We start from the raw sequence: 6,232 nt of genomic DNA, 5'->3' as shown, positions 1-6,232 counted from the left end.
GCGCGCCGCCCCCGCCCCCCCCCCCGCCCCTCGCGGGCGCCCCCCCGCGGCAGGTGTTCCCGTACGAAGGCCACCAGAGCGGCGTCGATCTCGACGACCTGCTGGGTCGAGCGGGGGCGGGCGGCGGCCGTGTAGCGCGCGAGGGTGAACGCGCCGCCGCCCAGGTGCACCACGTTCAGCGGCTGCCGGGCGGGCGCGACGAGGTCGATGAGGTGGCCGATCCGCCGCTGGTAGGCGAAGTCCAGGTACTGCGGATCGCCCAGGTCCACGTGTGACTGCGGGGCTCCGTCGATCAGCAGCGTCCAGGCGTCCGCGCGCTCCCGGTCGGGGGCCAGCTCCGCCGTGCCGCCGTCCACCTGCCCGACGACCGGCTCGGAGTTCCCGCGTCCGCGCTGCCTGCTGCTGTTCCTGCCCTTGCCTGCCACCCCACCATTGTCGCCGGTCAGCGGCAGTTGTCCGCGGCCTCGATCAGCCGGGCGGCCTCGCCGAGCGCGGCCCGCAGCACCTCGGGGTCGGTGACCGGACCGACGGCTTCCGGGGGGAGCAGCCAGCCGGTGTCCCCGGCGGTGGGCGACACGTCGCCGAAGCGCATGCCGCGCCCGTTGGTCTGGGTGCAGGCGCTGCCCGGCATGTCCCAGGCGTCGGCGGTGCCGGGCGGGACGAGGAAGCCGAGGGTGTCGCCGGACCCGTCGTGCAGCACCGGGCCGACCCCGCCCGCCGGGCTCGCGGCGCGGCGGATGATGTCCACGGCCTCCAGGCCCTGCCGGGCGGGCACGGTCACCAGGTCCGGCGCGTCGGCCGGGGCGCTCGTCACGGCCACGGCGGCCGGAACGGCGACGACGGCCGGGGCGGCCACGACTGCCGGAACGGCCACGACGACCGGGACGGCCGGGACGGGGGTCGCGCCCGAAGACACGGGCGCGGTGTTCAATCCAGTGCTCTCCATGCCGCCCTCCACCAAGGGAACCCCTCCTCGATCCGCGTACGAGCGGGGCGGGAGGAGTCACCTCACACCCCGCATGGGCTCAACGCGCCAGAACGTCAACGGGTGCGGCGGCAAGACGCTGCAAAGGATGGCAGTTCATGGCGGATCGCGGGTGAGATATCCCTTTTGTAGCCAAACACCGCATCAGCGGGCCCCCTCTGGCGGTACGTTCATGCGCGCCGGGCCCGGACTCCGTCCCGCGGAACCGGCGGTGCGTCCCTTGCCAGAGAGGCCACGTCCATGGCGGCGTTCCCGCACTCACCCAATCAGACGTTCCGGCGACTGCGCGGCCGGCACTCCCCGGCCGAGTTCGCGGCCATGGTGCGCCGGGCCGCGAAGGAGATCGGAGAAACGGTTTCCTGCGACGCCCGCTACATCGGCCGGGTCGAATCCGGCGAGATCCGCTGCCCCAACTACGCGTACGAGCGGGTCTTCCTGCACATGTTCCCCGGCCGGACCCTGGCCGACCTCGGCTTCTCCCCGCGCGAGGCGGTCCGCGGCCGGTCCGCGCAGCGCACCGCCCCTTTCACCCTCAAGGAGAGCGACGTGCTGCGTCGCGCGTTCATGGCGGGCGGCTCCGCGACCGTGGCGGCCGCGACGATCGGCCTCACCCTGCTCGGCGACACCCGCCGGCCGCCCTCCCGGGCCGGCGAGTCCGAAGCGGCGGCGGTCGAGGAGGCCGTGCGCCAGATCCGGCTGCTGGACGACCGGCACGGCGCCGACGCCCTCTACCGCAAGGCCGCCGAACCCCTGCGGACCGCCTACGCGCTGCTGGACGCCGGGGCCACCCGGCAGTCCACCGAGGACCGGCTGCACGCGGGCGCCGGTGAACTGGCCGTCTCCGTCGGCTGGCTGGCGCACGACTCGGGCCGCTTCGACGACGCCCGCTCGCACTACGCGGAGGCGCTCGCCACGGCCCGGGTCTCGGGGGACGCGGCCCTGGAGGCGCACGCGTTCAGCAACATGGCCTTCCTGGCCCGGGACTGCGGCCGGCCCCGGGAGTCGGTACGGGCGGCCCAGGCGGGCCGCCGCGGGGGCGCCCCCCCCCCCCGCGCGACGCCGGCCCGGCCCGCAAGGCCCGCGACCGCCCGCGTGGCGGCCGTCTGCTGTGCGTCGGTCACCCGGCCCGCGTCCGTGGTCCACACGAGGACCGCCGGGACGGACGGCGAGGACTCGAACGCCTTGCGGGCCTCCAGCACCCGCGTCGACTCGGCGTTGCGGGGCAGGAAGGCCGCCTGGTCGTTGGTGGCGACCTCACCCAGCTTGCCGGCGTACGGGCCGAGGGTCCCGCCGATTCCGAGCCAGACGAGCAGCAGCGCGACCGGAACGATCCAGAAGGCCCAACGCGGTGTCCTGTTCATGCAGCGGGATCCTCAGGAGCAGAATTAAGTCGACGATGAAGTATGTCAATCATCGAGACATCATATGCTGAGCCCATGCACGCGACCGATGCCTCCACACCCGGACTTCCCGCCGATGACCCCATCGGGTTGCAGTCGTTCGCCGTACTTCTGCGCCGGATGAACGCGGAGTTCAATCGCATCGCGCAGGAGTTCGCCCAGGCGCAGGACCTCCACCTCACCGACGTGCAGGCGCTGATCGCCGTACTGGACGCGGGCGGCGACGAGGCCGGCGGCCCCATGACGCCCGGCCGGCTGCGCAAGCAGATGAACCTGACCTCGGGTGCGATGACCGCGTGCCTGGACCGGCTGGAGAAGGCCGGACACATCCGCCGGGTCAGGGCGGCCGATGACCGCCGCGTGGTCCACCTGCACTACGAGGAGCGGGCCCGGCAGGTGGCGCGCGACTACTTCCGCCCCCTGGCCCTCGGCACCGACACGGCCCGCGCGGGCTTCACCGGGGACGAACTGGCCGTGGTGGTGCGGTTCCTCGCCGAAATGAACCGGCAGCTCGCCCGGGTCCGCCGCTGACCGCGCCCCGTCGGAGCGATTGCGGGCCCGTCGTCACCAGCCGGTGGTGCCCGGACCGCCCTTGAAGGGGCCCAGGATCTCGCCGGTGATCCAGCCGCCGTAGAAGTCACCGGGCTGCGCCTGCACGTGCTCGCCGTCAACCGTGCACAGATCGACCCTGCCCGGATAGAAGGCGAAGTGGTCGGCAATGCTCCGGTAGCCCGTTGAAGGGGCCTCGTAGCTCCACGCGACGTCGTGGACGGTGTCCTCGTCCACCATCAGCGTCCAGTGCGTGGCCACGCCCTTCCATTCGCAGAAGGTCACCCGCCCCGACCGCGACAGCAGATCGGTGCGCACGTCGTCGCCCGGTACGTAGAAGACGGGGGGATGACTCGTTTCCAGGACCCGAAGGCAGGTCCGGGAGTCGGCGAGGGTCACTCCCCGGTGCCGGATCACCACGTGCCGGGCATCCGGCTGCACGCGCGGCGGACGCGGATACTCCCACACCGATTCCGTCGGCAGCGGCCCGGGCGGGCGCCGGGCGTCATGCATCGCGCACCCGGACGAGGAAGACCTCGTCGACGAAGCACCAGGCCCAGGACTCGTCGGGGGCCAGCGACAGGACAACGGGGTGTCCGGTCCGCACGTGGTGGGCATGGGCGTGACGGCCCCGGGAGCTGTCGCAGCATCCGACGTACCCGCACGCGGAGCACCACCTCAGCCGGGTCCAGGTCCATCCGCGGGCCCGGCACGGCGCGCAGACCTCGGGCGGTGTCCCCGGCGTGGCGGGCAGTGCCGGCAGATGGGAGCACGTGAGCCCCTCGGGGCGCCCCCCGTCGGGTGATACCGCCCATGAGGAGGGCGGCCTCGGCGCGCCGTCGAACGCGCTGCCGGTACGGGCCATCTCGGGTTCCTTCCGGCGCGGGGCGTGACGGCCCCACGTCGCCGTCCAGTCTATGGCCGGCCCGCGTCCCGGACCGCTGGTTCAGATCGCCGAGCGGGCGAAGCGCTGCAGACCGGCCCGGATCCGCTGTTCGCCGAGTTCCGGCAGGAGCGCGGCGACGTGGTCGGCCGCCAGGGCGGCGAGCAGGGCGTGGGCGGCGTGGTCGGGGTCGGGCGTGCCGGCGAGCAGGATCGCCACGTGGCGGTGCCAGAACCGGTAGGCCCCGATCCGGTACCGGGCCCCGGCCGTCGCGGTCTCGGACATCCGGACCAGCGCCAGATGGCCGAGCAGGTAGTCGAGGTACGCGTCGAGGAACGCGGCCAGGCGCTCGTCGGCGGGCGCCCCGGGGCCGAGCGGCGGCGGCCCGCTCAGCATCGCTTCCTGGAGCACGCGCTCCCGGGCGTCCAGCAGCGCGGCGCCCAGCCCGGCCTTGTCGCCGAACCGGCGGAACAGGGTGCCCTTGCCGACACCGGCGGCGGCGGCCACCTGGTCCATGGACACCGCCTCGACGCCGTGCTCGGCGAACAGCCGGGCGGCGGCCTCCAGCACCGCGGCCCGGTTGCGGGCCGCGTCCGCCCGCTCCTTGGGGGGCGGGGTGCGCAGCAGTTCCAGCGGGATTGCGGAAGCGGACCGTGGTCCGTTACTGTCATGAGCCATAAGAGGACTGTAGTCCGATTCTGTTGGAGGCAGAAGCATGACCGCACTCATCACCCGCGACGAGCTCACCGCGGCGATCGAAGCCGGGGCCGTGACCGTCGTGGACGCGCTCGGTGGCGAGTACTACGCCCGCCGGCACCTGCCCGGCGCCGTCGCGCTGGTCCCGGCCGAGGTGGACGCCAAGGCGTCCGCCCTGCTCCCCGACCGTGACGCCGCCATCGTCACCTACTGCTCCAACCCGTCCTGCCCCAACAGCGGACAGGTCGCCGACCGGCTCACCGCCCTCGGCTACACCGACGTCCGCAAGTACCGCGAGGGCATCCAGGACTGGACGGAGGCCGGCCTGCCCACCGAATCCGCCTGACCCCCGGGGGGGCGACTCCGCGCGGAGTCGCCCCGCTCGGTGCGGTCTCCGGCCGAGGTGGTGTATAACCGGGTTATGGCAAGTGGGGAGCGTGTGCACCGGACCCCCGGGGGGCCGCCCGGGGGGCCGCCCGAGGGGCTGACCGAGGGGCAGGCCGAGCGGATCCTGGCCGGCATGAACGAGGTCATCCGGGCCGGCGAGGAGATGCGCAGGCTGCGCACCGAAATGATCAAGGTCCTCGCGGGCTTCGGATGGACGCAGGAACGCATCGCGCGCGTCACCGACATGAGCCAGCCCGCCGTGTCCAAACAGATGGCGAAGCACGGGGCAGACGCCCCGGAGCCGCCCGTCGGACTCTCCCTCGACCAGCGCGACGCCCCCTGGCTGGAGGGACGGCTCTGGGGCCTCGCCGAGGAAATCTCCGATGCCTTCCCCGAAACCGCTCGCTGCACCCGCTTCGTCGACGCGCTCGCCCGGGGGAAGAAGCGCTTCACCCCCCAGAACGTCGACGAGCTGCGTCGTCTCGTCGAAGAGGACTTGAGGCTGCACCGGAGCGAGCTCCCCGCCGCCCATCGGGCCGCGTACGACACGATCGGTCGCGGTCTCGACCTTCCCGCGAACGCCGCCGCCACCGGTGCGGCACCGGTACGCCGCACGCTCGCCCACCGGATCCAGCGGGACGCACTGAGGGGGGACGCGTAAGGGCTCCGCGGATGCCACCGCGTACCCCGCGCGCCGGCGAACCTGCGCGTGCTCCTCGGCCGGGTGGACGGAGAGGGCCGGTCAGCGCCGGAACCGGCGCCGGTACGTCGAGGGGCTGACGCCCATCGTCTCCCCGAAGTGGTGACGGAAGCCCGCGACCGTCAGCCCGACGCGGCCGGCCACGGCGTCGACCGGATCCTCCGAGGACTCCAGCAGTGCGGCGCCGGCCCGGATCCGCTGGTGCGTGATCCAACGCCCCGGTGGCAGCCCGGTCGCATCGGCGAACCGCCGTTCGAACTGCCGTACCGACAGGTGTGCGACGGCGGCCAGTTCACCGGAGGTCAGCCGCCGGTGAAGGCGGTCCAACGCGTACTGCACGGCGACGGCGATCGGGCCGTCGGACGGGGATGCGGCCACCGGGTGTTCCGCGAACTGGGCCTGTCCGCCCTCGCGGTGCGAGGCCACCACCATGCGGCGGGCCACACGTGCGGCGATCCCGGCGCCGTGGTCCTTGCGGATGACGTGCAGGCAGGCGTCGATGCCGGCCGCGGTTCCGGCGGCGGTGATGACCGATCCGCCGTCGACGTAGAGCACCGACGCGTTGACCGTCACCTGCGGATGGCGCTCCTGGAGCAGGCGGGCGTGCCGCCAGTGCGTGGCCGCCTCCCTGC

The 6,232-nt window shown here is 73.6% G+C and carries 10 protein-coding genes; 4 read left to right on the top strand and 6 right to left on the bottom strand.

Features of this window, described 5'->3' with window-relative positions:
• Both ACFXA3_RS30900 and ACFXA3_RS30895 read right to left on the bottom strand, forming a co-directional pair.
• The coding region (locus tag ACFXA3_RS30900; RefSeq protein WP_385192030.1) for a spermidine synthase at window positions 1–356 on the bottom strand (356 nt) is incomplete at its 3' end.
• A gap of 86 nt (window positions 357–442) precedes the next feature.
• Window positions 443–946, bottom strand: a complete 504-nt coding sequence (locus ACFXA3_RS30895) for a hypothetical protein (RefSeq protein WP_385192028.1) — start codon at window positions 944–946, stop codon at window positions 443–445.
• Window positions 947–1,225: 279 nt separating this feature from the next.
• Between ACFXA3_RS30895 and ACFXA3_RS30890 the strand changes: the two genes are divergently transcribed.
• Window positions 1,226–2,374 (top strand): hypothetical protein, encoded by a 1,149-nt coding sequence (locus ACFXA3_RS30890; RefSeq protein ID WP_385192026.1) that lies wholly within the window; start codon window positions 1,226–1,228, stop codon window positions 2,372–2,374.
• Between the two features lie 47 nt (window positions 2,375–2,421).
• The gene (locus tag ACFXA3_RS30885; protein WP_385192024.1) at window positions 2,422–2,916 is read left to right on the top strand and encodes a MarR family winged helix-turn-helix transcriptional regulator; all 495 of its coding nucleotides are present in this window, start codon (window positions 2,422–2,424) and stop codon (window positions 2,914–2,916) included.
• 33 nt (window positions 2,917–2,949) lie between these two features.
• On the opposite strand, the gene ACFXA3_RS30880 is transcribed toward ACFXA3_RS30885, so the two are convergent.
• The 3 genes from ACFXA3_RS30880 to ACFXA3_RS30870 all read right to left on the bottom strand — a co-directional run bounded on the left by ACFXA3_RS30880 (window position 2,950) and on the right by ACFXA3_RS30870 (window position 4,495).
• Window positions 2,950–3,354: a DUF427 domain-containing protein gene (locus ACFXA3_RS30880; RefSeq protein WP_385192022.1), complete on the bottom strand. Its 405-nt coding sequence runs from the start codon at window positions 3,352–3,354 to the stop codon at window positions 2,950–2,952.
• Between the two features lie 85 nt (window positions 3,355–3,439).
• Window positions 3,440–3,799: a UBP-type zinc finger domain-containing protein gene (locus tag ACFXA3_RS30875; RefSeq protein WP_385192020.1), complete on the bottom strand. Its 360-nt coding sequence runs from the start codon at window positions 3,797–3,799 to the stop codon at window positions 3,440–3,442.
• A gap of 81 nt (window positions 3,800–3,880) precedes the next feature.
• On the bottom strand, window positions 3,881–4,495 hold the full coding sequence (locus ACFXA3_RS30870; protein WP_385192017.1) for a TetR/AcrR family transcriptional regulator: 615 nt from the start codon (window positions 4,493–4,495) through the stop codon (window positions 3,881–3,883).
• 37 nt (window positions 4,496–4,532) lie between these two features.
• Between ACFXA3_RS30870 and ACFXA3_RS30865 the strand changes: the two genes are divergently transcribed.
• Both ACFXA3_RS30865 and ACFXA3_RS30860 read left to right on the top strand, forming a co-directional pair.
• Window positions 4,533–4,859 carry a rhodanese-like domain-containing protein gene (locus tag ACFXA3_RS30865; protein WP_385192015.1) on the top strand — a complete coding sequence of 109 codons (327 nt, stop codon included), beginning with the start codon at window positions 4,533–4,535 and terminating at the stop codon, window positions 4,857–4,859.
• 75 nt (window positions 4,860–4,934) lie between these two features.
• A complete protein-coding gene (locus ACFXA3_RS30860) occupies window positions 4,935–5,561 on the top strand; it encodes a sigma-70 family RNA polymerase sigma factor (protein ID WP_385192013.1) in 627 nt (208 codons plus the stop codon).
• An 81-nt stretch (window positions 5,562–5,642) separates the two neighbouring features.
• On the opposite strand, the gene ACFXA3_RS30855 is transcribed toward ACFXA3_RS30860, so the two are convergent.
• Window positions 5,643–6,232: GlxA family transcriptional regulator (locus ACFXA3_RS30855; RefSeq protein ID WP_385192010.1), on the bottom strand; the 590-nt coding region annotated here is incomplete at its 5' end.

It is taken from the genome of Streptomyces sp. NPDC059456, from assembly GCF_042750055.1.
Taxonomy (GTDB): domain Bacteria; phylum Actinomycetota; class Actinomycetes; order Streptomycetales; family Streptomycetaceae; genus Streptomyces.
Note: the sequence above shows the minus strand (reverse complement) of the source record. Positions and strands in the feature narration are given on the sequence as shown.

What these genes read in the sequence shown, in the direction of transcription:
- ACFXA3_RS30890 (WP_385192026.1), top strand. Translation starts at nt 1,226, where the DNA reads ATGGCGGCGTTCCCGCACTCACCCAATCAGACGTTCCGGCGACTGCGC.
- ACFXA3_RS30870 (WP_385192017.1), bottom strand. Translation starts at nt 4,495, where the DNA reads ATGGCTCATGACAGTAACGGACCACGGTCCGCTTCCGCAATCCCGCTG.
- ACFXA3_RS30865 (WP_385192015.1), top strand. Translation starts at nt 4,533, where the DNA reads ATGACCGCACTCATCACCCGCGACGAGCTCACCGCGGCGATCGAAGCC.
- ACFXA3_RS30895 (WP_385192028.1), bottom strand. Translation starts at nt 946, where the DNA reads ATGGAGAGCACTGGATTGAACACCGCGCCCGTGTCTTCGGGCGCGACC.
- ACFXA3_RS30875 (WP_385192020.1), bottom strand. Translation starts at nt 3,799, where the DNA reads ATGGCCCGTACCGGCAGCGCGTTCGACGGCGCGCCGAGGCCGCCCTCC.
- ACFXA3_RS30885 (WP_385192024.1), top strand. Translation starts at nt 2,422, where the DNA reads ATGCACGCGACCGATGCCTCCACACCCGGACTTCCCGCCGATGACCCC.
- ACFXA3_RS30860 (WP_385192013.1), top strand. Translation starts at nt 4,935, where the DNA reads ATGGCAAGTGGGGAGCGTGTGCACCGGACCCCCGGGGGGCCGCCCGGG.